A 23102-nucleotide genomic window follows, 5' to 3' on the forward strand; every position below is an offset into this window, starting at 1 on the left:
CAGGGATGCGGTGCGTGGTCCGTCCCGTCCAGCGTCGTGCCCGGTCGCCGGGATCCGGCCGGGCACGGATCCTGCGCTGCGGGTCGTCCTCTGCGCTTTCCCTCCGGGGGGAACCGGCTGCGCAAGGTGAGCCGGTGAGCCGGGGATTCGCTCGGCGGCCCCGGGCAGGCTACCGGCTCCCGTCCCATCCTCAGGCAGGCGTCCACCGCGCGGGCCGGTGCTCCGGTTGGCCCGGTCAGCCGGAAGCGTCCGGTTCGTCAAGCCAGGCGAGGGCAGCAGGGCGGATGACGGGCTCACCGGCACCCGCCCTGCTGCGCACCCCGACGTCCTTTGGACACCCCGATCCCGATCATTCTCGGTTCCGCGTCCTACGACACGTCGTACACCGACCGCGCATCGCTACGGACCGGATCACCAGGATTTCTGCGCAGTGGAGCCTCATGCGCAGTCCACGGCACCTCTCCTGCATCGCGTTCGTCCTCCATCTCCGCCTCATCCACATCCAGAAAGGGCTGAAGCGTGGCCTGGAGGGCAGTGGCGCCGAAGGCGCCCTGCTCAACCAGCTGCCGCATCTCCATGGCCGTGCGCAGGTCTTTGTCGGTGCGAGGTCCAGGGGTCTCGGCTTCACCATGCAGTAGCCCTCTGCACGGCGGAGCCCGCCGGGCGCGGGTATGGCACTGAGGTCCGGCACCCCGGCGGGACCAGCCATAACAGCAAGCACGATCAGAACCCCTTGAGATTCCCATCACCAGGAGGGCAACACCCCAGTCCACAAAGGCCGGTCGTGATGCAGCTCCACAGGTGACTGACACCGGGATGCCCGACTACGCCTCGGTCTCCAGGGCAGCCCGCCAGACCGGGCTGTCGACGTAGTGGTTGTCGAACCGTTCCGCGGAGGCGGCGATCTCCGCGGGGTCGGCCTCGCCCCGCATCACCCGGCCCAGCAGGCGCAGGTAGTCGAACCGGCCCATGCCCGGCGTGAACACGAACAGCACGTCCGCCTCACCGTTCGGCGCCGCCGCGAAGGCGTGCGGGGTACGGGGCGGCACGGCCAGGAAATCACCGGCCTCCAGGACGGTGACCTCCTCACCGATCAGCACCTGCAGGGAGCCGCCGATCACGAAGAACAGCTCGGTCGCCTTGGTATGGAAGTGGGCGGGTGCCCCTACGGCGCCCTTGGCGAAAGTGGATCGATAGCTGGTGAAACCGCCGGTGGTGCTGTTCGTGTCGGCGAGCAGCGTCATCACACTGCTGGGGTCGGCACAGGTCTCGGCCTCGGTGTGACGGGTCAGCACCAGTGGTACATGGGTCTCTGTGTTCTTCATGTCGGGTCCTTCCTGATTCTCCAGAGAGGGTCGTGCAGGGAGCGGAGACATCTGCCGGTCCCCGGCTCGGGAAGCGGCGTGCGGTGGGCGTGGGTCAGCCGAAGATGACGGCGGGTTCGCCGGTGTACCAGGTGTTGTCGATGCGGAGCCGGCGGATGACCCATCGGTCGCCGTCGCGGACCAGGTCCACGTCGTAGGGGTTCTTCAGCAGGGCGTGCGTGGCGGGGTCGGCGATGAGCAGGTGCTGTGCTTCCACCAGGGCCGTGAGCCGGGCGGTGTCGCCGTCGATCGAGATACGCGTGTTGGTGATCTGGTGTGTGGTGTCCACCCGGCCGGTGAACATGGCCAGGATGGTGGTGACGATGGCATCGCGTCCGGACATCAGCGGGGGCTCTGCGCCCCATGCGGAGGCCGCGGGACGGAAATCCAGCTCGGCGTCGACGGCGAACGCCGAGGCGAAGAGTTCCTTGTCCTTCAGGTCCTGGCCCAGGCCGAAGCGGTGGAGTGCGTCGGTGATTTCCGCCCGGTCCCTCAGTTCGGCGACGGTCGCGGCGATGTCGTGCGCGGGGGCGGTCAGGGCGCGGTCGTGCGTGACGTACATGATGTTCTCCCGTGCGGGTGAGGTGCCCTGGCAAGGGCTTGGCTCTCATCGTGCTGAGGACCGCACAGAGCATCAACGCGCTTCTGGGCAACGACCGTGAAGCCACGATTAACGATGGGAGGGTGCGGGATGCTGGAGCGGCACGAGCTGGAGGTCTTCCTGACGCTTGCCGAGGAGCTGCACTTCGGCCGTACCGCCGAGCGGCTGCACGTCTCCACGGCCCGGGTCAGCCAGACGGTCGCCAAACTGGAGCGCCGCATGGGCATGCCCCTGTTCCACCGCACCAGCCGCCGGGTGGAACTGTCCTCGATGGGACAGCAGTTCCTCGAAGAGGTAAGCCCCGCGTGGTCCCGGATCACCGAAGCGTACGAGCGGGCCGTCCAGGCCGGGAAAGGGCTGACCGGGCTGTTGAGGATCGCCTTCACCGGACCTGCGGCGGGCCAGCTACTGGCCGGGGCCAAACAGGCCTTCCGCATGCGGCACCCCGACTGCGAGGTCGAGATCAAAGAGGCACACCTGCCACAGGTCCTGCCCTGGCTGCGCGAAGGTGAGGTGGACATCGCGCTCACCCGCTACCCGATGCGCGAGAAAGGTATCGTCACGGGACCCGTCCTGGTACGGGAAGCACGCATGCTCGCCGTGCCGGCAGAACACCCCTTCGCCCGCCGAACGACCGTCTCCGTCGAAGACCTGGCTCGCGTGACCCTGCTGCAAATACCCGAGACGCTCCCGGAACCCCTGCGCCGGGACCAGGCACCGAGCCAGACCCCCGCCGGGAAACCGATCAAGCTCGGCCCACCGGCCATGACACTCAACGAAACGCTGACACTCGTGGGAGCCGGAGAGGGAGCCTTCATCGTCGCAGCCCACACAAGACGGTATCTCGCCCGCCCCGACGTCGCATATATACCCTTCACGGATGCCACACCGGTGAACTGGGGCCTGATCTCGTCCATCGACAGTGCGACAGCCCGCACACGTGCTTTCAACGAAGCAGCACTCAGCCTCCTCCAGACACCAAAACCACACCCCTGACGAGGTCACTGCCGACCCGCACACCATCCGGGCAGAGGGCGCGAGCACCGAGGTCTTCGCCGCCCTCACCCCCCTGCCCTCGGGCCTTCCCCGTCCTGTGGAGGAAGCCGTCGTTGTCGGCGAAGGCGCCGACATAGCCCTGCGCCGCGATGATCCCGGCGACCGTCTTGTCCGCAGAGGCTTCGCGGGTATCGCCCAGCAGCCCAGGGCGGCGCGGACGCGCTTCGTGGTGATCGACCGACGTTCTGCGCGGACAGTCAGCCGCGAGGCCCCACCGACCATCGGGTGAAGGCACGTCATCGCAGGTACCCGGCCGGGGCTTCAGACATCTCACGGCGTCACTGAGTCAGGTTGGTTGCCGGCGATCCCGTGGATCTGTGCTTGTGTTCCGCCGCAGGCTCGAAAGCGGTAGCGGCCCCGACATCTCGGTGGCCCTGCGAGGCCAGGCAGGCACCCGCACGCAAGCCCGGGACATCGCACGCTGGTTCGCCGACGCGTGGACGCGCCGTCCGCTGGAGCCAGCAGACGGGGCGAACCGCTCATAAACCGTCTGCCACGGCCCGAAACGCTCCAGCAGGTCACGCCACGGAACACCCGTCCGCAACCACCACAACACCCCATTGATCACCTGTCGGTGATCCCGCCACGGACGCTCCCACCCGTCAACAGGCCGCGACAGCGGTACTATCCGCTCCCGCACCGCATCCGCCAACTCACCACGAATCACCACAAGATCAATTACCAGACACGTCTCAGCCCCCGGCTCCGTGATCGTGCCCTCCACATCCGCCTCCGGCGCGGGATAGTCGGCCTCCACATGACCCGTCCAGGGGAGAGCCGGAGCACCCCGGCCGAGGCATCGCGCAAGAAAGGCCATTCGCAATTGCGGGTAGTGGCGCGTTGCGCCCGGTCCGGGCCCGACACGACCAGGGCAACCACATTGCGATGCGACAGAAGGGTGACCTGCCTGGCATCGTTCCGGGCTGCTGAGGTGTGGTAACGCAATATGCGGATCGTGGCGAGCCCTACCGGTACCGCCCTTCGGCCGGACCGAATCAGGTAGAAGGACCGGGTAGAAGAAAGCGGCAAGTGCACCCCACGCCGAGACCGGTCCCCGGTCCACACGGAGTCGACTTCAGGACAATGCTCCGTCAGCCAGCAAACGCCACCCACCAAAAACAGCCCAATACACCGGATGCCTCATCGGGGTTGATGCCGTGGCCATAGTCGGTGACTTCTACGACACAGACCGAATCCTGGGCGGCAGTGGTGCGGATGTACCCGGGGCGGCGTGTGCGGGGCGGCGCGGTCCCCACCTTGGAGCAACAGTCAATAGTTGTGGATCAGCGTGCTTCTCTTGATCCGCCTTCGGCGCCCCCTGCCTTCAGTTGCCTGCGAAGGTTCCTGAGCTCTGCGACCAGGCGGGGGACGGCTTCGCGGGCGGTGGCGATGAACTGTGCGTTCTCGTCCCAGCGCTCGTCGGCGGCATCCACGTAACGGGGCTGCTGGACCAGTGTCGCGGCCACGATCTCGCGGTGGTCGAAGGTCGGCCAGTGCTCGCCAAGGCCGGTGTCCGGGGTAGTACTGACAGCGACGAGGTTCATCGCGTACTCGTCGTCGAGGCCGCAGACGAACCAAGGGCCAGGTGTGGCTGCCTGTGCGAGTTCGTCGAGCTCGTCGAGTTCCTCGTCGCTGAGCGGCTCCGGGCTGGGCATCAGGCTGCGACCTCCTGCCGTTCGACGAGTTGGCCGTTCTCGAACGCCGCGTCGGCACGGACCAGTGCGACAAGGGAGGCGCCGGTGATCGCGCGCCAGCGGTCCTGAGCGGACTCGACCAGCTTGAACACCATCGGCAGCGCGGCGGCGGGGCTGCCGGCGCCGCGAGTGATCGTGGTGCGGAGCTTGACCGTGGAGAACGTGGACTCGATCGGATTTGTCGTTCGCAGATGGATCCAACGCTCGGCCGGGAAGTCGTAGAACGCCGAGAGTTCCTCCCGGTCGTCGGTGATCTTCGCGGCAACCTTGGGCCACTTTGGCCCGTAGGTCCTGGTGAACGCATCGATCGCCCTTTCGGCGTGTGCGTGGTCCTCGGCGTTGTAGATCTCCTGCATGGCCTTCGTCGCGCCCGGCTGTGCGGACTTCGGCAGAGCATTCGCGACATTCCGGGTCTTGTGGACCCAACAGCGCTGATGGCGGGCAGCGGGGGACACCTCGGCCAGGGCCCGCCACAGGCATACCGCGGCATCGCCGATGACCAGCTGGGGGTCGCGTATGCCGCGTCGGCGGCAGTCGCGCAGCAGATCGGCCCAGGACTCGGTGGACTCGCGCAGCCCCTCCGCGAGCGCGATCAGCTCCTTGGTGCCGTTGAGGCGGATGCCGAGCAGGACCAGGACGCGCGAGTGGGCCTGGCCAAGGCGGACCTTGGGGTGGACACCGTCGGCCCACACGTAGACGAAGTCTCGGCCGGACAGGCCCTGGGCCCGGAAGGCGGCGTGGTCCTCGCCCCACCGCTTGGTCAGTCGGGTGACGGTCGCCGGCGAGAGCCCGGCAGCCGAGCCGAGGAATCGCTCCAGCGCGGGCACGAAGTCCCCAAACGACAGTCCGTGCAGGTAGAGCAGGGGCAGCACCGCGCTCACCTTCGGCGACTTACGGCACGGCGCGAGGATCTTGGACGAGAACCGTTTGCGCGCGCCGGTGGACTCATCGACGCGGCGGTCGTTCACTCGGGGCGCGGTGATCTCGACGGCGCCGGCTGCGGTAGCCACGGTCTGGGGCCGGTGGTGTCCGTTGCGGATCACCAAGCGATGCCCCCGCTCGTCGGTCTCAGCAGCCGACTCAGCTATGTACTGGTTGACTTCCGCCTCCAGCGAGGCAGCGAGCATGCGGCGGGCGCCCTCGCGGACGCTCTCGTCGATCAGGGAGCCGGTCTGTGTGGAGCCGTCGTCGGTAACTAAGCTGAACACGGATGTACCTTCCCGACCCGCGCTGCACCGCGGGCCTACTCGGAGACCTTACGGATCGTCCCGGGAGGTACGCCTTCCGCGTGCCCTCCCGGAACCGATCCCCAGGTTTTGAGCATTGCTCCCCACCTTGACGTGCAGTCCCCGCGCACGCCGGCCTTGTCCAGCAGCTGCGCCCAGCAGCCGAAAGCCGATGCCGCCACCTCACCTTGCCGGTCGCAGGATCGGCCGGCAGGGTGATGTCGTGCCACGCGGTCCGCAAGCCACTCATGGTCCGGTCGTCGAACAGACCGGCGCGCGTACCAGGCTGACCCGTACACGGAGGCTAGCTGCTCCGCCATGGCGTTACACAGGATGACCTCGGGGCTGGCGCTTCTGCCGCACACCGATCACTGCCTTGCTCTTCTCGGAGAGTCGTACAGGACCGAAAGACGACGGAGAGCCGAACCGCGTGTGCGGCAACGGTCTCCGGCGAGTCCGTGTGGCAACACGGACTCAGTGCCCTGCTGATCAGTGGATGGAGCCAGTACTCACCAGGGAGTTGTACACAGAAGTTGCAGGACGTGCGTACGGCACGGATCATGACGGCAGCGCGCACGGGACGCAACAAGGATTGGGGCGGGCATGCATCAATTCGTCCTGTCACTACTCACCGACAGCAATGCCCCGACAACCCACAGCTCAGACACGCGGGCTCCATGTGCTGTTCCCACCGGATGCGGAGAAGGGGGCAACACCTGAGCATGCACCTGTTGGGACAACGGCGCATCGAAACGCGTGACCAGCCCCCGCGAGTGGGGAGTTGGCGTCCTCGGAGTGCCAACATCTTGTCCACGCACCACGTCACGGACGGCGGCCACTGTCCTGTGGTGCAACCCAGATGGGGCCAGCGTTCGGCGGCCGCAAGGCCGCCGAACCGAAAAGAGTCAGAGACACCTATGCCCAGACACCACCCCGCCACCAGAGCCTGCGTGGAGCACGGATCCCCCAGCGACTGCCGCCTCAACGGCGCCGAAGCCATCGTGATCATCGTCGTGGTCACTATCACCGCGGCCCTCAAAGCCCTTACGGGCGTGCCCACCCTCGAAGTCCTGCAGCTGCTTGCGGGTGTCGGCCTCATAGCCGGAGCCACCACCGCGCTCGGTACCCGTCTCTCCTTCCGGGTCGTCAGGACGGTACTCGAGGCCGCCCTGACAGCGCCGTGATGGAAGGGCCGTGGGACGCCTCGAGACAGCCTTGGCCCTGGTGCGCTACTGCAAGGCTCTCTCGTGACCTTGCCCGCTCCCGGCCCCTTCCAGACGGCGAGCTTCTTTGAGTGCGCTGAATCTGGCAGCCGTCAGCGGGGTCCACTGCCTCCTGTCCGGCGGTGCGGAGAGCCGCGTCGACCTCACTGAGCTTTTTGGCGGACAGCACGCCCGCCTGCTCGGTCAGGTTCTCCCTGGCTACAGTGGTCTGCCATGTGCACGGGGCGAGGCCCGGACGCGGGAACGCGAACCGCAGCACGCCTTCGAAGGACAGTCCTTCCGCAGGTCCTACGGGCACTTCAACGCCAAGATCACTCATGTCGCCGCCCGCCGGCGCGACGACCTGCATCGCCTGGAACCCGGTCGGTTCCTCGTCCGAGAGCAGTACGACCGGACGTCGCTCGTCGAAGTCGACCCACCGGACTTCCCCGCGTTGCATGTGTCCTCCTGTGGTACAAGGCGGCTGGCGCACGCGATGTGTCCAACATGCCTGCCAAGGAAGCGGAATCGTGCGGTGGCCGCGCGCCACAGCGTAGACCCGCCGGTCCGCGAGGCGACGTCCAAGGTTCCGGAGCGCCGGAGCGTGGGCGGGCCCGCGCGGGTCGAACGTCCGCCTGAGCTGCGGGACTTGAGACTGGGCAACAGTCAGGAAGGCTGCGGAGCGAGCGCCGAGCGGAAGAGATTGCCGTCGGGACCGCCGGTGAGCCAGGTGCCGTCGCCCAGCGGAACCAGTCCATACGGGTCGGTCGCCTCGGTGGCGAGTTCGCCGCTGGGTGTGCCGGTGCGCAGGTCGACGAGGTGGTGGCTGAACCACTCCTCCTCGTCCTCGTCCTCACCCGCCAGCGGGACGACCGCCAGGTCGGGAGTCAGGTAGCCGCCGCTCCATTCCATCACGGTCGATTCCGCCTCGTATCCGAAGGCTTCGACGGGCAGCGTGAACAGCACCTCCCCGCTGGGGTGACGGTGGAAGGCGACGTCCCCCTGCTCATGGTCGACCGTCATGAACTGCTGCCCGTCCGGCGACACAGCGATCATGCACCGGTCCGGCCATGGGTACGTCACGAACTCGACCTCCCCGTTCTCCCCCGGCACACCCCGGAGGATGACGGAGCCGTCCTGGCCCTCTCCGATGTCGAGGTAGACGCTGCCGTCCACAGGGTGTACGTGGTGGGAGCCCCCGTGTCCGGCCGTCTCCGCCTGATGCCTGGCGAGTACCTCCCCGCTGTTCGCGTCGTGCACGACCCACTGGTCCGCCTGTCCGCGCCCCGCAATGACGTCCGGCCGGTACACCCACACGGCCCGGCCGTCCAGGGAGAGGGCACAACCGGGCCAGTTGCCGTGATGCCTGTCCGAGTGCGGGCGGAAGTCCGCGGTCCACAGCAGCTTGCCGTCGTTGCGGAGGCACACCACGCTGTTGACCGTCGTGTACACCGCCCGCTTGAGATCGGGCCAGACCGCCGACTCTTCGAGCTCGTCGCCCGGTCGGGGGTGGAATACCGCCGCGGGCTCCAGCGCCCCCAAGGCGCCGCCGGCCATCGTGTAGGCGTGGATCCGCCCGTTGCGGTGGCGTGTGATCACCTTTGAAGACAGCCCAGCATGCATCATCTGCCGAGGGTAGCGCCACGTGCCGGCCGGGGAGCACCGGGGCGCAAGGGGCACCTCCCTTCGGGCGGACCCTGGCGGGTAGGGGCACGGTTGGTACATCCGGTGCGCTGAGCTGGGGCACCGCGGCCGCCAGGCCGTCTGTGCCAGGATTCGATGGTGGAGACGACCGACTTCACGCATGCGATCGATGCGGCGACGGGCGTCGCCGCATCACTGCGTCTACCGGCCCACGACGCAACCGTTCTCCACAAGAACAAGTCGGCCCTACGGCTGACGCTGTGTGGCGTCTTCGCCCTGGGACGCTCCTGTGGGGCAGCAGATCGCGCGGTTCGAGATCGAACTCGCTCAGCGGCTCGCCGAGGCCGGATCCCCGGTGTGCCCCTTGGAGCCTCGCGCGTACCCGCGCGACGGCTTCGCCGTGACGCTCTGGATCTACTACTAGCCCGTACCACATCTAGTCTCACCGGCCGGGAGCTGGACGGCCAGTCTCCGCACGGCCGGCGATAGTGAAAGCCGTCGGGCCGGCACCGATCCGACGCCTACGACCCGGCGGGCCGAATGCGCGGGAGCAGACAAGTGCGTCCTCTCGTCGTGGCCGGCAGGGAAAACGTCAGCGGTGACGCTGCCGCTCTCCGCCCCGAGCGGTCTGCGACGATAGCGGACCGGCCGAGGAAGCCATCCCGATTCTCCGCGTCGAGAATGCTGCGGCTGCGGTCGCGTGATACGAGCGGCTCGGCTTTACCACGCAAGTGGAACACCGCTTCGAACCGGGACTTCCCGCGTTCGTCGAAGTCGCCCGGGGCGGGATGCGGCTGTTCCTGTAGGAGCACGAAGGCGATGCCCACCCGGACACTCTGGTCTACCTCCGCGTACGGGACGTCGATGCCGCCGCCCGCGAGTTCGGCGTGCGGGCGAAAGAAGTTCCCTGGGCACGTGAGGTCGAGCTGAGCGAGTACGTGTCCGCGGGGATCACACGGGCCGGGATCTCCGCACAACGGAATCAGCAAGGCGTACGGCAGGGCAAGCACGTATGATTCCGGCATGCATCTTTCGTCCTGTGCGAGCTGGTGGCGCTCCTTGTAGGAGCGGCCGCCTCTCACGCATGACCGGGCCGTTCGGACGAACGGCCCGCTCGTGGTCCCTGGGTCAGGGGCGTGTCGTCGTCGGAACGGCGCCACGACCACCAGGAGACCGTAATGACCACTCTCTCTCAGCTCACCGGCCCGGACTGTGCGCACGCCGATGCCTCGGGTTCGTCCGCTGATGTACTCGAAACGACTGCGCAACGGGCGCGCAGCGCTGTACTGGAGCAACAGATCCGCTCGGAGCCCGGGCGGTTCCGTGTGCTGACCGGCGACCGTCCCACCGGACGTCTCCATCTGGGGCACTACTTCGGCACCCTGCACAACCGGGTGCGTCTGCAGGACCTCGGCGTGGAGACCTACGTGCTCATCGCCGACTACCAGGTACTGACCGACCGTGATGTGGCGGACAACGTGGCCGGGCACGTCGAGGGGTTGCTCCTGGACTACCTCGCCATCGGAGTGGACCCCGCACGCAGCACCGTCTTCACGCACAGCGCCGTGCCCGCGCTCAATCAGTTGCTGCTGCCCTTCCTGAGTCTGGTCTCGGTCGCGGAACTGAGCCGCAACCCCACGGTCAAGGACGAGATCACGCACTCTCGGCAGTCCTCCGTCAGCGGTCTGATGTTCACCTACCCGGTCCACCAGGCCGCCGACATCCTCTTCTGCAAGGGCAATCTGGTGCCGGTCGGCCAGGATCAGCTCCCCCATCTGGAGCTGACCCGCACCATCGCCCGCCGCTTCAACGACCGCTACGGTGCCGGCACCGCGGTCTTCCCCCAGCCCGATGCCCTGCTCTCGCCCGCGCCCCTGCTCCTGGGGACGGACGGGGCCAAGATGAGCAAGAGCCGCGGCAACGCCATCGCCCTGGCCGCCGGGGCCGACGAGACCGCCCGGCTGATCAAGGGAGCCAGGACCGACTCCGCGCGACACATCACCTACGATCCCGCCAACCGCCCGGAGGTCTCCTCCCTGCTCCTCCTGGCGGCCCTGTGTCAGGACCGGACGCCCGACGAAGTCGCCGCAGACATCGGTTCCGCGGGTGCCGCCGCGCTCAAACGGACCGTGACGGAGGCGGTCAACGAGTTCCTGGCCCCGATCAGGGCCCGCCGGGCGCAGTACGCCCAGGACCGTGGCCACCTCCGCGAGATTCTGCGGGAGGGGAACGAGCGGGCCAACGCCGTCGCCGACCGCACGCTCGCCGAAGTCCGTACGGCCATGAACAACCGCTACTGACCGGCACCGGTGTCCTCATCGGCGGGGCCGAGCGGTCGTCCCACGTCGCACCGCGGCGAACGGCCCGCCGGGGCGGTGAGAGAACCGTCCCGGCGGGCCGCCGTCGTGCGGGTCCGCGGAGCCGTGGCGTCGGCTGCGCGGAGGGGTGGGGCTACTTGCCGAAGTAGGCGTCGTAGATGGCCACCGAGGAGGTGTTGCCCTTCTTGTCCGTGACCTTGGCCTTGAACGAGAGCGACTTCTTCTTCGCCGGGTTCTTCACCGAGATCGAACCCTTCTTGACCGCGGTCTTCTTCCAGGTCTTCCCCGCGTCATAACTGACGTAGACCGTGAGGGACTTGAGGTTCTTGCCGGCGGCCGCTCCCTGGACCTTCACCGGCACGGAGACGGTCTTGCCGGCCTTGGCCGTGCTGTCCAGCGCCACCGCCGGTGCGAAGCGGACCATGGAGATCGGCAGGGCGACAAGCCCCTTGGTCCGGCCGGAGCGGAAGGTCCAGCTCGCGTCGATCCGGGTGGAGACCGAGGCGACGTCGGCGGCGCGCCGTACCGACGTGGTGAGCCGGTAGTCGGCCGCGGCCGCCGGCACAGTGACCGTGGTTTCGCCCGACAGCGGGTCGTTGTTGGCGGTGAGCACCTTGCCGTTGCGGTAGAGCACCGTCTTCACCGACTTGTACACGGAGTCTCCGGCATTCCGGTTGCCGTCGGCGACCAGCGGCATCATGCCGGTGATCTCGTCGCCGTCGCGGAAGACCCCGAAGTCGGCGTTGACGTAGGGCCCGAACACCGCGGTGTTCACCGTCTTCGTGTACGTCTTGCCGGCCTTGAGCGCCTTCGGGGCGCCGAGTGAGTACGAGGCGTCGAGGGTCGGGTATCCGTCCGCGTCGAGCGGACCGTTCTGGGAGAAGTCGAATCCCCACCGCACCTTGTCGACGGTGGAGACGTACGAGGTGGTGGTGGCCGGCAGCTTCTGGAATGTGCCGGCCGCCCAGCCTCCGAACGAGTCGGGCAGGATACCCGAGGCGTAGACGTCGCCGGTCTTGCCCTTGACGGACGCTCCGGAGCGGATGACGACCTTGGCCAGTTGTCCGTTGCCGATCGCGCGGTGGTAGCCGGTCGCCACCCGGCTCACGGCTCCGCCGAGCGCGATGTCGTACCGGGTCGCCGCCCCCTTGGTCCACGTGCCGTACCAGTGCTGGGAGAGCTGGACCCCGGTCGCCTTCGGTCCGACGTGCGCGGTGCGCAGCTGCTCGTACGAGGGGAGGACCCACCCGGTCGAGTAGCCGTTGCCGTCGTGGTCAACCTCGATGTCGGGCGAGGCCATCACGGGCTTCGTGCCGCTGGCCGGAAGGGTGAACTTCACCGGCTTGGCCCGGCGCGCGTCGAACGTCACCGTGGTGTTCCGGGTGAGGTTCAGGTAGGGCTGAACGAGCCAGTCGACGCCCTTGCCGAGGTCGTCCGGGTCGACGTACACGGCCGAGTTGAGGACGTATTCGCCCTTGGGGACGCGGAGTTTCGCCGTTCCGTCGACGGCTTCGGGGGACTCCCACACACTGCTCGCCGCGCCGCCCATGCCGTAGACGTCGCTCGTGGTGTACGGAGCCGGTTTACCGTCGCGCCCGATGGTCCGGAGCGTGAGGTCGTACGATTCGCGCTCGCGGTCGACAGCGGCTGCGGTGCGGACGGTCTGCCCGCCGCCGGTCGCGACCACGTAGGCGGAGTATCCGCCGTCGAGCGTGCCGCCGAGCTTGGTGTTCACGGTCAGCGGCACCTCGGCGGTGCCGCCCGCCGGGACGGTGACGCGGGTGGCGCCGAGGGCGAAGAAGCCGGCCGGGGCGGGCTTGCCCGTCGGGCCGGCGCCCTGGACGGTGAGGGCGAGTGTGACGTCGCTCGTGCCCAGGTTGCGGTAGGACACGTTCTTGGTGACCGGCGCGTCGTCGTCGTGGGGCCACTGCTGGACGCCGAAGCTCACCGAGACCGGGTCGGCGATCACGGACTGGGTGATCGCCCGGTCGACGGCGATCCGGCCCGAACCCTGCTGGAAGGGGGTGTACTTCCCCGGCTTCGTGGAGGCCGCGAGGGCCCCCTTGAGTTCGGTGTACTTCCAGGCGGGGTGTTGCTGCTTGAGGAGCGCGGCGGCGCCGGCGACGTGCGGGGTCGCCATCGACGTACCGGAGATCGTCAGGTAGCCCGCCGGGCTCTGACCGACCTCCTCGTCGATGACGGAGCCGGGTGAGGCGGCCGCCGTGATGTCCACGCCGGGGGCGGTGACGTCGGGCTTGATCGCCCCGTCGCCGACCCGGGGGCCCCTGCTCGAGAAGTCCGCCAGCAGGTCCTTGTCGTCGACCGCACCGACGGTCAGCGCGGCGTCCGCGCTGCCGGGGGAGCCGACCGTGCCCGCCGCGTCGCCTTCGTTGCCCGCCGCAATGGCGAAGAGCACGCCGCTGTCGGCGGAGAGCTTGTCGACCGCCGCCTCCAGCGGGTCGATCTCCGGGGTGTCGGTTCCTCCGAGGCTCAGGTTGACGACGTCGGCGCCCTGCGCGACCGCCCACTCCATGCCGGCCAGGATGCCGGAGTCCTCGCCGAAGCCGTCGTCGTCGAGGACCTTGCCTTCGAGGAGTTTGGCGTCGGGAGCCACGCCCTTGTACTTCCCGCCCGACTTCGCCCCGGTGCCCGCGGCGATGGAGGAGACGTGGGTGCCGTGGCCGAAACGGTCCTTCGTGTCGGGCGAGGCGGAGAAGTTCTTCGCCGCGAGGATCTGGCCCTTGAGGTCCGGGTGAGTGGCGTCCGCGCCGGTGTCGAGGACGGCGATCTTGACGCCCTTGCCGGTGTAGCCCGCCTTCCAGGCGGTCGGAACGCCGATCTGCGGGACGCTCCTGTCGAGGCTCGCCCTGCGCACTCCGTCCAGCCACACCCGGTCGATCCCGGGGGCCATGGTCCGCTGGACGCCGCCGGACGGTTTGCTGGTGAGCGCCTGCCAGACGGATCGGGCGTCCTCCTGCGAAGTGGCCAACGCCTGTGCGCCCAGCGACTTCAGCGCGGGTCCGACGCGGGTCGCGCCCGCGTCGCGTACGTCGGCCTGCGCGGCCGCGGCCGATGCGCCCCGGTAGGAGACGATCAGCTTCAGGCTCGACTTCCCCGCAGCCCTGTGGTTTTCCGCCAGGCTCAGTTCGGTGACGTCGAACAGTCGGCGGTCCAGTTTCCCGGAGCTGATGAGCCGGTGGGCGTCGGCGGGGACGAGCAGGGTGTGCCCGTCCCTCGTTTGTCTCTGCACGGGTATGTGCTCGCGCCCCGCCGCGGGGCGGAAGCCGAGTACCCGGCCCTCGGCGTCCACCGTGACGCGGTCGCCGGTGATGAGCGTCAGTTGTTGCCGTGCGCCGGACGAGTTCTCGGCCGGCTGCGACGGGCTGTTGTCGTGCGCCACGGCCGGGGTGGTCAACCCCGCCGCGAGCGCCACGGCCGCCGCTGTGGCGACGGTGGAAACGCATGCTTTTCTCACGTGCTTGCGCAACTCTCCCCCTGGAGAATCGGGCGGCCCCCGAGAGGGCCGGTGGGCAGTCGGCGCCGGTACGTGCCGGTGCCGGCTGTTTCACCCGTAGAGAGGGAGAAGGGTTCGAATAGGTTCACAGCAGGCGCACAGATGGCCGGAGTTGGAGGGTCTGCACCCGATGTCGACCCGGCCTTCCCCGTCCGCAGCCGGCGAAGTCGACTCCCCCACCGGCTCGGGCCCGGATGCTGCACTACGGGCAGGTCCACTCGACGGTGTCCCGGCTCCTGAAGAACGGCTCGTCCTTCCTAGAGGTTGTCCCGTAACTGCTGGTCAGGGGTGAGACGATCTTGTCGTGGCTGGTGTGATCACGGCGTCGGAGCCCTCCTGGATAGGCCCGTTCACCGGGCTGAGCCCTCGGCAGTTCAGCAAGTTGATCACCGCGCTGCGGCGTGAGGGAGCCGATCCGGTCCGCAAGGGCCGACCGTGGTCGCTGCCGTTGGAGGACCGGGTGCTGCTGGTGGCCGCATACTGGCGCACCAACCTCACCCTGCGCCAGATCGCTCCGCTGTTCGGCATATCCAAGTCTGCGGCCGACCGGATCGTCGGCCACCTCGGACCGGCTCTCGCCCTTTAGCCCCGACGACGGTTGCGCAAGACCACCGTGCTGATCGTGGACGGCACCCTGGTTCCCACCCGGGACCGGACCGTGGCCGCCTCCAGCAAGAACTACCGCTACTCCACCAACCACCAGGTCGTCATCGACGCCGACACCCGCCTCGTGGTCGCCGTCGGCAAGCCGCCTGCCCGGCAACCGCAACGACTGCAGAGCCTGGCAGGACTCCGGAGCGAAGGCCGCCGTCGGCACCACCCCCACGGTGATCGCCGACGGCGGCTGCCGGGGCACCGGGCTGACCATCCCGCACTACCGCCGCCACAAGAACGAGAAACCGCCACCCTGGAAGGAGGAACACAACACCTCCCACCGCAAAGTGCGGGCCCGCGTCGAGCACACCTTCGCCCACATGAAGAGCTGGAGGATCCTCCGCGACTGCCGCCTCAAAGGCGACGGCGTCCACCACGCCGTGCTCGGCATCGCCCGCCTTCACAACCTCGCCCTCGTCGGCTGACCAGGGACCCATGCTGATCAACCAGCACGCCATAGATCATTTACGGGACAACCTCTAGCCGGGCAGCCCCAGAAGGGAGAGCAATTGCTGGCTGGCCTGGAACCCGCTGCCCACCGTCTGAAGAAAACGCTGGATGCGACCCACCGATTCGTCGCGGGCCTCGGCATCCCCCGCTGCGAGCGCCGCTTCCAGAATCTGCGCATGGCTCTGGGCTGTGTCCGCGATCACCGGGAGTGCGTCCGCGGCCTCTTCCCGGAGCCGCTGCGCCAGCTCCAGGTGCACGTTGCGGCCCTCACCCTGATGGAATTGGTTCAGCGAGGCGTTACCGGAGCCGACGGATGTATTGGCGGTGTTGTCGCCGTGCCCCGTGTACTGGTTGATGCTGAGGTTCGAGGAATGCGCGCTGCGGCCGGAATTCGCCATGTTCTCCCTCACTCCACTCTGTGTCGCCCTATAGCGATACGGGCTGAAAGGATGGTCGGCGCTCACCACCTGGTGGGCGAAGTTCAGGCCGCCGAGCCGGCCCATGATGCGATGGACATCGGCACCGTTCCAGCCACGCCACGCGAAGTAGTCCCCCATGTCCACGAAGACTTCCGGGGTGCTGTTGCTGCGCGCGCACAACTCATCCAGGGCTTCGAGTGCCAGCGCGTTGAGATCGGCCGATGCGACCGAGGGGGGCGGCAACGCGGCCAGGAAAGCGTCCTCGCGGCGTACACGGGCATCAACCGTCAGGCGTCTGCGCCGAGAGGCCATGGCAAGCAGTGCCACCAGGCCGAAGACAAGAAGGAAGGGGAGCAGAGTAACGACACTCACGGATACGGCCTTCCGCCTCGGCGCGCAGCAAAGAAGTGGAGATGAAACGTAACTACGGCGACCGGTGTGAGCAAGCCTTGTATTCGGACAAACCCAGCACCGGTACGCACATCCTGCTCAACGCCGACTGTGAGGAGAACTCGCTTGATCCCTTTGACGCGCTCCTCGGCGAGCAGCGGATGATTCGGGCGAAGTACTGCACGGCGATCCGGCGCGACACGGCATTGCCACCCGGGCGTTGAGCAGGTGGCGGCGGCAGATGTGCGAGGTCCGTGTGGTGATGCGCCGCGCGTTCCTGCCGCGGACGATCTTCAGCGTCGGGTGGATGAGCGCTGAGAATCCGGAGGGTCTCACACGGCTCGTCGCGAGCATGACCTCCAACTGGGACACGCCGAGCCGGCCTCGAAGAGGCGCGGCGATTCGGGCGGCCACGCCAGAGACCGGCGTCAGCGCTGCGTACCATCAGGCCGTTCGCACTGCGTGGGTATTCTTTTCGGTGCGAAGGCTCCCGTAAGTGTGCGGGGCTCGGAGAGGTGGAACAGGTCCGCGTGATGGTCAACGGTTCTGCTCCGCCCGCTCGGCTGGCCGACCGCCTGCGCGCGGCGCGCACGTATGCCTTCGTGGGGCGTGAGAGCGAGTTGGCGCTCTTCCGGAGATCGCTGGACGCCGCGCCGGGAGATCCCGGTACCGCATCGGTGCTTTTCCTGCACGGTCAAGGCGGCATCGGCAAGTCGACCATGCTCCAGCGCTTCGAGGACGAAGCCGTCGCCGCCGGCCGGTTCGTGGTGCACGTCAAGGCGCGTTCCCTGGTTCCCTCCCCGAAAACTCTGGAGGAGGCCGCCGCCGTCCTGGCCCAGGACCGCGCCCTGCTCCTGGTGGACGACTTCGAACGCTGCCAGGGCTTGGAGGAGTGGTTCCACCAGCGCTTCCTTCCGCAGTTGCCGCTGGGCACCCTGGTCTGTGTCGCGGGTCGCCGGCCCCCCGGAGTGCGCTGGCGCACCGATCCGGGCTGGCGAGGGGCGCTGTCCGTCCTGAAACTCGACGACCTGCCACCCGCCTCGGCCGTCGAACTTCTGCGTTCGGAAGGCGTACCGGCCGAACTGTACGACCCGATTCTCGCGTTCGCCGGTGGCAATCCGATCGCACTCAGGCTCTCCGCCGAGGTCGCCACGCACGACCCCCGGCACACCATGGTGTGGCGGCCGGACCGCGATGTGATCGGCGCCCTGTTGCGTCATCTCGTGGGCGAGGTGCCGTCTCCCGACCACCGCCGGGCCCTGGAGGTGTGCGCCCACACCTTCGCCACCACCGAGGAACTGCTGGCCATGGCCCTGCCGGACGCCGACACCAGACAGATATTCGATTGGTTGCGGCAGCAGCCGTACATAGATCCGTGTGTGGTCGGCGTGTTTCCGCACGACGTGGTGCGGGAGGCCCTCGACAGTGATCTGCGCTGGCGCGACCCCGGCGGTTATGCGGAGCTGCACCAGCGGGTGCGCGCCCATGTGATCGACCGGGCCCGCACCGCCACCGGGGCGGATACCGTCCCGGCCGTCCTGGCCTTCACACACCTGCACCGGTCCAACGGATTCGTCTCGCGCTACCTGACCTGGCAGGGCACCGGCGCCGTGTACGAGGACTCCTACCGCGCCGAGGACCACGACCGGCTCGTGGAGCTGGCCCGCCGCGCGGAGGGGGACGAGTCGGCGGCGGTGGCCGCGTTCTGGCTGACCGAGCGGCCGGAGGCGTTCCGCGTGCTGCGCAGCTCCGACACCGACCGGCCGGCCGCGTTCAGCCTGTGGCTGGAGCTCGACACGCCGGACGACCGGCATCTGGCCGCGGACCCGGTGATCGCCGCGTGCTGGCAGCACTCCCGAGCCACCGCCCAGTTGCGCGGCGGCGAGCACCTGGCGGTGGCCCGCTTCCTGGTCCACCCGGACGGCCACCAGCGGCCGTCTCCCGTCATGGACCTCATGCTGCACCGCGTCTTCGCCGAATTCCTGCGCGCCGAGCGGCTCGCGTGGTCGTACATCGTTCTCTCCGACGCCGATCTCTGGCGGCCGTTCTTCTCATACATCGACCAGCGGGCCATCGATCCGTCCCCGTCGCTCGACGGCCGCCCGCACACGCTCTTCGCGCACGACTGGCGGGCTGTATCCGTCGAACGCTGGCTCAGCATCAGCGGGCGGCTCGAACTCAGCGGTCCCGACCCCCGGTCCGGCCGGCGTTTCGCCGCGCCGGTCGGTGAACTGACCGTGCTGACACGCGAGGAGTTCGACGAAGCGGTGAGGGAGGCGTTCCGGAACCTGCACCGTGCCGCGGAACTCTCCGCGAACGCTCTGTCCCGTAGCCGTCTCATGGCGAACGCACCCGGCGCCGACGCCGTCACCCGGCTCCGCGGCGTCCTCACCGCCGCCGTGGATTCCCTGCGGGATGCCCCTGAGACGGAGCTGTCGCACCGCGTTCTCCAGGTGACGTATCTCGACACGCGACGCAGTCAGGAGGCGGCGGCGGCCCGGCTGGGCGTCCCGTACGGGACCTACCGCCGTCGGCTCCAGACCGCGCTGTCCGAGGTGACCGAGCATCTGTGGAAGCGCGAACTGTACGGTCCGGGCCAGGCCTGACCCGGAATCGGGCGTACGGGTGAGCAGCGTTGAGCAGGACGTGATCTGGCACTGAGCAGCACGGTCGGAAGAGGCTGAACTCCGGGGTACACACCGGTGGTACGGCTGGGATGCCGGCCCCTGCCCCGTGGACAGACGGAGGGAACCATGACGGAGAACAAGGCCAGGACGTTCGGCTTCGGGATGCCGTGGGAATCGCAGTACGGATACAGCCAGGCGGTCCGTGCGGGGGACACGCTCTACATCTCGGGGCAGGTCTCCCATGACGAGGACGGCACGTTCATCGGTGCGGGCGACTTCGGGCTGCAGGTGAAGACCACGCTGGCCAACCTGGACCGGGTGCTCGATCACTTCGGTGCCACCCGGAACCAGATCGTGGAGACCACCGTGCTGGTCAGCGACCTGCGGGCGAACTTCGACACCGCCGCGCGGCTGCACGCCGCCTACATGGGGGACTGGCGGCCGACCAGCACGGTCATGGAGGTGACCGCTCTGGCCCTGCCCGACCAGCTCGTCGAGATCGGCGCCCTCGTACGCCTGGACCTGCCGAAGTAGCCACCGGCAGGGACACGTCTTGCGCCCACCCCGTCGCGGGGTGGGCGCAGGACGTTTCGGCGCACCGTAATTGAAGTGCCGGAGCCGCGTGAGCATCACTACCCTTGGCCCCATGCGCCTCACATCGTCCCTGCTGAACGTCATCGATGTGGAGGCCACCTGCTGGGACGGGCAGCCGCCGCCCGGCTCTGTGAACGAGATCATCGAGATCGGTCTCACCGTCGTGGACGTGTCGGCCGAGCGCCGTGTGTCCCGGCATCGTGTTCTGGTCCGCCCCGTCCGGTCGAGGGTGAGCGAATTCTGCACCGAACTGACCGGACTGACGCAGGCCGAGGTGGAACGGGGCGTCTCCTTCGCCGAAGCGTGCCGAATCCTCGTCGGGGAGTTCGAGGCCGGTGAGCGTCCCTGGGCGAGTTGGGGCGAGTACGACCGCCGGCAATTCGCTCGGCAGAGTCAGGCGGACGGGGTGGCCTTCCCGTTCGGCTATCCGACCGAGCGCACCCACACCAATGCCAAGGCCGTGTTCACCGCGGCCTACGGGCTGCGCAAGAAGCCCGGCATGGATCAGGCTCTGCGCATAGCCGGACTGCCGCTCGAAGGACGCCATCACCGCGGAGAGGACGACGCGTGGAACATCGCCGCCCTCGTCCTCGACCTGTTGGGCCGCGGGGCGTGGCCGGGAGCGGGGTCGCGTCTCGTCATCGGGGACAACAGCGCACCTGGGTGAGAACCCGAACAGCGTGTCAGCGGATGCGGTGCCGCGTACGGGAGACCAGCATGAGCGGCATGGGCGAACAACACGCTGAACCGCGGCCGGGGCCGGGGCCGGACCGTGTGGGCCAGGAACGAGAGGCATCGCGGCTGGTCGAACAGGCGCGGACCGCGGTGGCGTCCGAGGGCTGGTACCTCATGGAACCGGACGCTGTCGCCGGGTGTCTGGGGATCGGGGTCGGGGAGTTCGGCTGTCTGGCCTCGCACTGGGAAGAGCTCGCGGTCGACCCGTACGCGGCCGAGCGGGGGACGCGGCGCATGCGCCGCTACGGCAGCTACGAGTTGTCCGCGAACGGAACCGTCCGGGCGAAGGGGCATGAGACGTTCGTGCAGCCGCAGAACAGCAATCCCCTCTACGTCGACCGGGCCCGCCGCTTCGAACCGCTCACCGAGAAGTTCTGCGCCGAACCCGCGCTGGACGCGCTGATCCGGCTGCTCGGGCAGGTGGCCCGCGGCCTGGACGGCACACCGGAATGGGAGGTCAAGGTGCACCCCTTCCGGGTCGCCGCACAGACCAGCGGCGACGGCGAGCCGGCCCCCGAGGGCAGGCACAAGGACGGCGTCACCCTGGTCAGCTCACTGCTCATCGGCCGCGAGAACGTCGACGGCGGCCGGAGCACCCTGTACGGGCCGAACGGCAAGGAGACGGCAGCCGTCACTCTCAGCGCGCCGGGCAGTTTGCTGCTGAGCGACGACCGGGCCACCTGGCACGATGTCTCCCCCATCCGCCCCCTGGACCCGGCCCGGCCCGCCCACCGCGACGTACTGGTCACCACGCTCCTCGCACAACACCCCCAGCCGGCCGGCCGCTGACCACACAGGGGCACGGCGACGCGGGATCTGCGCGATACCTCCCGGCTGTCCGCTCGTTGGTCATCGGACCGTGCCGAGAGACAGGAATGAGCGGTAATGGCCATCCAGATCACCGAGGACTGCATCAATTGCGGTGCCTGCGAGCCCGAGTGCCCGAACGAGGCGATCAAGGAGGGTGACGAGATCTATGTGATCAACCCCGATACCTGCTCGGAGTGCGTGGGTCTCTTCGACGAGATCCCGTGCCAGGCCGTGTGCCCGGTCGATTGCTGTCTGCCGGACCCCGACAGGGTGGAGACCGAGGACGTCCTGCTCGGCCGGACCCTGCGACTGCACCCCGACGACACCGCGCTCCGGAACAGGGCAGCCGCCAACGACTACCCCAGCCGTTTCCGGAAGTGACCTGTCATCGACGATGGGAGACAAGCAGGAGAAGCTCCTGGCGAACGCGGGTGATCTTGGCCGAGGACCCGTCTACCAGGAGCTTCATGGATCCGCACAGTTGGCATCCTCCGACACCTCACCGCGGCAGTCAGTTTGGAAAAGGATCAGTGTGTGACGCTTTTTCGATTCGAAGCCCTCGAAAATAGAGCGCGGCAAACAGTGACAATGCCACGGCGACGACACATGACGTCATAGCAGCAATACTTCCGAGTCGTTCAACGAACATTCCCGAACTAAGAGGTGCCGCAGACGCGGAAGCCGTGGCCAGTAGCACGACAACGCTTATCACACGTCCTTGAAGGTGATTCGGGGTCGTAACCGCGAGGCGACCGAACAGGGCTGCGTTGATGGCAGGAGCAAGGAACAGGCCGAGAGCCAGCGGCAACACCATCAAAAAGCGGCCGACCGATAGCGCACTCACCACCATGAGAACAAAGAGAGTAGATACCGTCGCCAGCAGCAGCGGATAAAAAGTAACACGCCCCTGAATCCATGGCGCGGAGAGCGCACCCAGCAATCCACCAACCGCAATCACGCCTTGCGCCATCCCAAGCACGGCCGGGGTGTACCCGCTTTCCGTCAGGGCCAATGTCACGGAGAACTGTGCCGACACGAGGGCGAAGTTGATTGGTGTGGCCGTAAACAGGACGCCGCGAAGAAATGGGCTGCTTACTACATACTTGAGCCCCTCTAGAATGTCTCTCACCAGCGAACCCTTCGGCCTCCCCTCACGCGGCTGCTGCAGAGGGCGACGGATTCTGGAGATCAAGGTGAACGACACTATATATGTGAGCGCATCGAACAAAAACGGTATCGCGCGGCCAATACTATAAAGAAGGCCACCGAGCGAGGGGCCTGCAAGAGATGCAGCGTACGTGCGGGCCTCATTCTTGGCAAAAGCTTCGGAGACTCTCTCGGGCCCGACCAGTTGACTGACGGCTGCGGCCTCACCAGGCACGAACATTACATCCAGGACCGCCACACACCCGGAAATCATGAAAATCACAGGAACCGATGCGTGATCGACCAGAACTAATCCTCCCAACGCCATAAAGAGAACCACTCGACCAGCATCACATCCCAGCATCAGAGTTCTGCGATTCCAGCGATCTGCCAAAGCGCCTGCCGGCAGTTGAAGGACTGCCCGTATAACAGCCTGCATGCTTCCGACTGCTCCCGCAAGGACAGCCGAACCATGTATCGATAGAATCAGCAACGGAAAAGCGAGGATCGAGACAGTGGATCCCAACTCCGACGCAGCCTGGCTAGTCCACAGAAGCGAAAAATCGCGATTCTTCCGTAATGGCTCTGAATTTTTATCGGATTTTTCTAGATTTACTTTGCCGGCGCCCATTCCGCCTCTCCTGTCAATAATGCGAAA

Annotated in this window: 18 protein-coding genes and 4 pseudogenes; 12 read left to right on the forward strand and 10 right to left on the reverse strand. The window is 67.6% G+C overall.

Going from position 1 to position 23102, the window contains the following annotated elements; genetic code table 11:
- Window positions 1-824: 824 nt before the first annotated feature.
- Complete coding sequence (locus OG710_RS00210; protein WP_330237507.1) at window positions 825-1325, reverse strand: cupin domain-containing protein; 501 nt, start codon at window positions 1323-1325, stop codon at window positions 825-827.
- A gap of 94 nt (window positions 1326-1419) precedes the next feature.
- Window positions 1420-1926 carry a nuclear transport factor 2 family protein gene (locus OG710_RS00215; RefSeq protein ID WP_330237508.1) on the reverse strand — a complete coding sequence of 169 codons (507 nt, stop codon included), beginning with the start codon at window positions 1924-1926 and terminating at the stop codon, window positions 1420-1422.
- A 129-nt stretch (window positions 1927-2055) separates the two neighbouring features.
- On the opposite strand from OG710_RS00215, the gene OG710_RS00220 reads away from it, so the two are divergent.
- Entirely contained in the window at window positions 2056-2961 is a 906-nt protein-coding gene (locus OG710_RS00220) for a LysR family transcriptional regulator (RefSeq protein WP_330237509.1), read from the forward strand.
- A gap of 529 nt (window positions 2962-3490) precedes the next feature.
- On the opposite strand, the pseudogene OG710_RS00225 reads toward OG710_RS00220, so the two are convergent.
- The 3 genes and pseudogenes from OG710_RS00225 to OG710_RS00235 form a co-directional block, all read right to left on the reverse strand.
- A pseudogene (locus OG710_RS00225) lies at window positions 3491-3691 on the reverse strand (transposase); the annotation flags it as partial.
- Window positions 3692-4304: 613 nt separating this feature from the next.
- Window positions 4305-4676 carry a hypothetical protein gene (locus OG710_RS00230; RefSeq protein ID WP_330237510.1) on the reverse strand — a complete coding sequence of 124 codons (372 nt, stop codon included), beginning with the start codon at window positions 4674-4676 and terminating at the stop codon, window positions 4305-4307.
- Window positions 4676-5923, reverse strand: a complete 1248-nt coding sequence (locus tag OG710_RS00235) for an IS256 family transposase (protein WP_330237511.1) — start codon at window positions 5921-5923, stop codon at window positions 4676-4678. The genes OG710_RS00230 and OG710_RS00235 overlap by 1 nt, the downstream gene beginning before the upstream one ends.
- 968 nt (window positions 5924-6891) lie before the next feature.
- On the opposite strand from OG710_RS00235, the gene OG710_RS00240 reads away from it, so the two are divergent.
- A complete protein-coding gene (locus OG710_RS00240) occupies window positions 6892-7125 on the forward strand; it encodes a hypothetical protein (RefSeq protein ID WP_330237512.1) in 234 nt (77 codons plus the stop codon).
- Window positions 7126-7170: 45 nt separating this feature from the next.
- On the opposite strand, the pseudogene OG710_RS00245 reads toward OG710_RS00240, so the two are convergent.
- Both OG710_RS00245 and OG710_RS00250 read right to left on the reverse strand, forming a co-directional pair.
- Window positions 7171-7603 (reverse strand): annotated as a pseudogene (locus OG710_RS00245) (type II toxin-antitoxin system PemK/MazF family toxin).
- A gap of 206 nt (window positions 7604-7809) precedes the next feature.
- Window positions 7810-8766 (reverse strand): hypothetical protein, encoded by a 957-nt coding sequence (locus OG710_RS00250; RefSeq protein ID WP_443064309.1) that lies wholly within the window; start codon window positions 8764-8766, stop codon window positions 7810-7812.
- 310 nt (window positions 8767-9076) lie between these two features.
- Between OG710_RS00250 and OG710_RS00255 the strand changes: the two genes are divergently transcribed.
- From OG710_RS00255 to trpS, 3 genes and pseudogenes are all read left to right on the forward strand, one after another.
- A complete protein-coding gene (locus OG710_RS00255) occupies window positions 9077-9211 on the forward strand; it encodes a hypothetical protein (RefSeq protein ID WP_330237514.1) in 135 nt (44 codons plus the stop codon).
- Between the two features lie 235 nt (window positions 9212-9446).
- Window positions 9447-9803: pseudogene (locus tag OG710_RS00260) on the forward strand (glyoxalase superfamily protein).
- Window positions 9804-9965: 162 nt separating this feature from the next.
- On the forward strand, window positions 9966-11087 hold the full coding sequence (gene trpS / locus OG710_RS00265; RefSeq protein ID WP_330237515.1) for a tryptophan--tRNA ligase: 1122 nt from the start codon (window positions 9966-9968) through the stop codon (window positions 11085-11087).
- A gap of 151 nt (window positions 11088-11238) precedes the next feature.
- Here the strand turns inward: trpS and OG710_RS00270 are convergent, their stop codons facing one another.
- On the reverse strand, window positions 11239-14580 hold the full coding sequence (locus OG710_RS00270) for a S8 family peptidase (RefSeq protein ID WP_330237516.1): 3342 nt from the start codon (window positions 14578-14580) through the stop codon (window positions 11239-11241).
- A 343-nt stretch (window positions 14581-14923) separates the two neighbouring features.
- On the opposite strand from OG710_RS00270, the pseudogene OG710_RS00275 reads away from it, so the two are divergent.
- A pseudogene (locus tag OG710_RS00275) lies at window positions 14924-15698 on the forward strand (transposase).
- 54 nt (window positions 15699-15752) lie between these two features.
- Here the strand turns inward: OG710_RS00275 and OG710_RS00280 are convergent.
- Window positions 15753-16514 carry a hypothetical protein gene (locus OG710_RS00280; protein ID WP_330237517.1) on the reverse strand — a complete coding sequence of 254 codons (762 nt, stop codon included), beginning with the start codon at window positions 16512-16514 and terminating at the stop codon, window positions 15753-15755.
- Between the two features lie 41 nt (window positions 16515-16555).
- Between OG710_RS00280 and OG710_RS00285 the strand changes: the two genes are divergently transcribed.
- From OG710_RS00285 to OG710_RS00310, 6 genes are all read left to right on the forward strand, one after another.
- On the forward strand, window positions 16556-16756 hold the full coding sequence (locus OG710_RS00285) for a hypothetical protein (protein ID WP_330237518.1): 201 nt from the start codon (window positions 16556-16558) through the stop codon (window positions 16754-16756).
- 291 nt (window positions 16757-17047) lie between these two features.
- A complete protein-coding gene (locus OG710_RS00290; RefSeq protein ID WP_330237519.1) occupies window positions 17048-19138 on the forward strand; it encodes an ATP-binding protein in 2091 nt (696 codons plus the stop codon).
- Between the two features lie 147 nt (window positions 19139-19285).
- Window positions 19286-19693 carry a RidA family protein gene (locus OG710_RS00295; protein ID WP_330237520.1) on the forward strand — a complete coding sequence of 136 codons (408 nt, stop codon included), beginning with the start codon at window positions 19286-19288 and terminating at the stop codon, window positions 19691-19693.
- A gap of 112 nt (window positions 19694-19805) precedes the next feature.
- Window positions 19806-20420, forward strand: a complete 615-nt coding sequence (locus OG710_RS00300) for a 3'-5' exonuclease (protein WP_330237521.1) — start codon at window positions 19806-19808, stop codon at window positions 20418-20420.
- Between the two features lie 107 nt (window positions 20421-20527).
- Window positions 20528-21277, forward strand: a complete 750-nt coding sequence (locus OG710_RS00305; protein WP_330237522.1) for a 2OG-Fe dioxygenase family protein — start codon at window positions 20528-20530, stop codon at window positions 21275-21277.
- Window positions 21278-21373: 96 nt separating this feature from the next.
- Window positions 21374-21679 (forward strand): YfhL family 4Fe-4S dicluster ferredoxin, encoded by a 306-nt coding sequence (locus tag OG710_RS00310; protein WP_330237523.1) that lies wholly within the window; start codon window positions 21374-21376, stop codon window positions 21677-21679.
- A 130-nt stretch (window positions 21680-21809) separates the two neighbouring features.
- Here OG710_RS00310 and OG710_RS00315 read toward each other — a convergent pair whose 3' ends face one another.
- Window positions 21810-23075 carry an MFS transporter gene (locus OG710_RS00315; protein ID WP_330237524.1) on the reverse strand — a complete coding sequence of 422 codons (1266 nt, stop codon included), beginning with the start codon at window positions 23073-23075 and terminating at the stop codon, window positions 21810-21812.
- Window positions 23076-23102: the final 27 nt, after the last annotated feature.

Source organism: Streptomyces sp. NBC_00525, from assembly GCF_036346595.1.
Lineage (GTDB): Bacteria > Actinomycetota > Actinomycetes > Streptomycetales > Streptomycetaceae > Streptomyces.